Origin of the sequence: Mucilaginibacter sp. (genome assembly GCF_041663085.1) — a bacterium.
Classification (GTDB): Bacteria; Bacteroidota; Bacteroidia; order Sphingobacteriales; family Sphingobacteriaceae; genus Mucilaginibacter.
On record NZ_JBAZRC010000251.1, the window covers coordinates 1 to 2779 of the forward strand.

General features: G+C 42.8%; 2 protein-coding genes. One reads left to right on the forward strand and one right to left on the reverse strand.

Annotation, left to right across the window (positions count from 1 at the left end; genetic code table 11):
• A partial coding sequence (locus WC615_RS23200; protein ID WP_372980400.1) for a hypothetical protein occupies positions 1–781 on the forward strand: 781 nt, incomplete at its 5' end.
• Positions 782–787: 6 nt separating this feature from the next.
• Here the strand turns inward: WC615_RS23200 and WC615_RS23205 are convergent.
• Positions 788–2779 (reverse strand): FG-GAP repeat domain-containing protein (locus WC615_RS23205; protein WP_372980401.1); only part of this gene is annotated, 1992 nt, incomplete at its 5' end.

Here is a 2779-nt window from a genome sequence, read left to right on the forward strand (position 1 = left end):
CAAATGGTGGCCAGGCAAACACGTGGCTACCGACAGCTCGTTATATACCTATAAAGATATCCGTTTTACCTTGCAGGAAAACACCAACAGCGAGATGCACGCGCTTATCAGGCAAGATGACATTGAACTAAAAAGTATACTAACCTATGCCACAACAGGAGAGGGTATGTGCGAGGTTACCTGGTTTGCCGAAAAACAAAGCAGCCTTAACCCCTTTGAGCGCGTGGCAGAATACTTTAAAATTAAACGGATAGCCAAGGACCTGGATGTAGTGTTAACAGATTTTAAGAAATTTATGCAGGCAGACATGAATGTGTACGGTATGAATTTCACGATAACAAAAATACAACACCCTATTGTACTGGCAACTACTGTAAACACAACTGATTACCCCGCCGCCGGGCTTATTTATAGTAAAGTGGCCGAGTTAAGAAAACAGATCCGCGCGCAAAATGCCATGGCTGTTGATTCGCCAATGATGAATGTACACGCGGTTGAGACAGGTGGCTACCAGGTAACAGTGGCTGTTCCCATCAACACCATAATTGAGCCCGGCAAAAACGCAATGATAAATAAGCTGGTAAAGAATGCGAATGCTTTAGAAACCCAGGTTAAAGGTGGTAAAAACACTATTTTAAATGGTTTTGCGCAGCTTAAAAACTATCAGAAGGCTCATCGTTTAATATCACCGGCAATGCCTTTTGAATCGTTAGTTACTAATAGACTGGCCGAAAAGGATACCGCTAAGTGGGTCACTAAAATTTACTGCCCGGTTTTTTAATAGCGCTTACTTAGTTAACAATATCAGCTTACCGTCGTATGTAGTGACCACATAGCTTGTACCAGTAGCTGTTTTGTATGGGTAAAGGTGAGTTATCTCCTGTGAATTAAGCATGGCATTTAGCCAGTACTCGGGCATGGTAAATTGTTTTGTGCGCTTATCGTAATGGGTGGTTACCAGGCCTAATGCATCGTACTTGCCCTCGTAAGGCACAACACCCCAAAAGTTACCATTCAATAAAACATCGCCTTGCTTATTGTTAAGCGGTGTGATAGAACGGATTGGCGCCTGTTGAAAAAGATATGGCAGTTCTGTTATTTTTTTGGCGTTTAAAACATCACTTACAAAAATACTTCTAAACTGGTTGGCTTCTAAGCGGCCGCTATCGCGCAGTTTATCTTTAAAGATCTCGGCAGTGGTTTTATCGGCCATTTTCTGGTAGCTCAAAAATTCCTTTTTCAGGGATGGCAGTTCCTGCTCCAGATCGTTCTTAGGGCGAAACGGATAGTATTTTTCTTTAAAGAAATAAGATAGTATCAAGTCGTTTTTACCATCGTTATCTACATCATTGTTATAGGCATAAAGCGGCTGGGTGGCTGTTACATTATACTTATTGTTTTCGCCCCAGTTACCGGCTATAAGATCTGCCTTGCCGTCACCATCGGCATCTGTAATAATGGCCGATTGCCACCAACCCGTTTCTTTATCAAGCAGGGCTGATGAGAACTTCACAAGCTTTTTATTCTTGTTCAGGAATATCTGCACCGGCTGCCATTCGGCGCTGATAATAATATCTTCTTTCCCGTTGTGATCAATATCCGCTGTTGACATATTTGTTATATAACGGATGCTTGTTAAATCTGCATATTGGTTTACAGGGGCAGCGGCAAAATCACCGTTACCTTTATTCAGCAATATTACTGATGACGCGGGTTTGGTGTAATCGCTAAAGTTTACACTGCTGCTAAAAAACAGGTCTTTAAGGCCATCTCCATTAAAATCATACACCAATATTTTTGATGTTAAAGTACCCACCACGGGCAATGCTTTGTACTCGAACTTGTAATTACCTTTGTTGATATACAGGCGTGGCTGCACGGTTTTCCCGGCTTCAACAAAAGGGTGACTGGCGCTTAGTACAACCAGGTCAGGCAGTCCATCATTGTTCACATCCACCCATTGGGCTTCGGTATCCGACCGATCTTTAAACGGGCCGAAGGCATCAACAGTTACTTTGGTGAATTTGCCATCCTTGCTGCCGGCTAAAATATATTTTTCTTCGCCTGCTATCCCACCCACATAAATATCTTCCATTCCATCCTTATTTACATCGGCAACGGCAATGGCCGGTGTATGCGGCAAATAGTTGTGTGGCAATAAGTTATAGTAGTTAAAGTCTGGGGTTTCAAACGGCTGCATGTTGGCTAAAACAGTTGCTTTAACATCTACAGCAGTAAATTCCTTTTTATCGCTGATGTAATTACCCACCAATGCCTGTACATCGGCAGTGGTTTGGGTTTTGGCTTTATCATAAGTGATAACAGTCTTCTTATTCAGGCTGAAATCTTTAATCAGCTGATAGGAGTTATCGGGCCAAATCACCATCAGGTCCACCGGTTTATCGCCCGGTAAAAAAGTAAACAGCAGGTTATTTCCCTGTGTACTTTCATAAGCAGTGCTGGTTTGGACCTCCTGATGATCTACCTGTTTAGTCGACCGCAGGAAGAATTTGGTACCGATACCATCCAAATTAGCTTTGGTGTACTTAACACTCAGTTTAAGGAACGATGGCTTATTGTCCTTACGGTTTTCCATCGTCATGTTTTTATAGATGAAGGCCGGGGCATCCATATTATTGGTAACCAGTTCCAGGTCGCCATCATTATCCAGATCCACGGCTAACGAACCTGCCGAGATAGACGGATCGCGCATATCATTACCTGCCGATACATCACTAAACTTTAGCTGAGCATCGCCATGGTAAAGGTAATTGTGCAC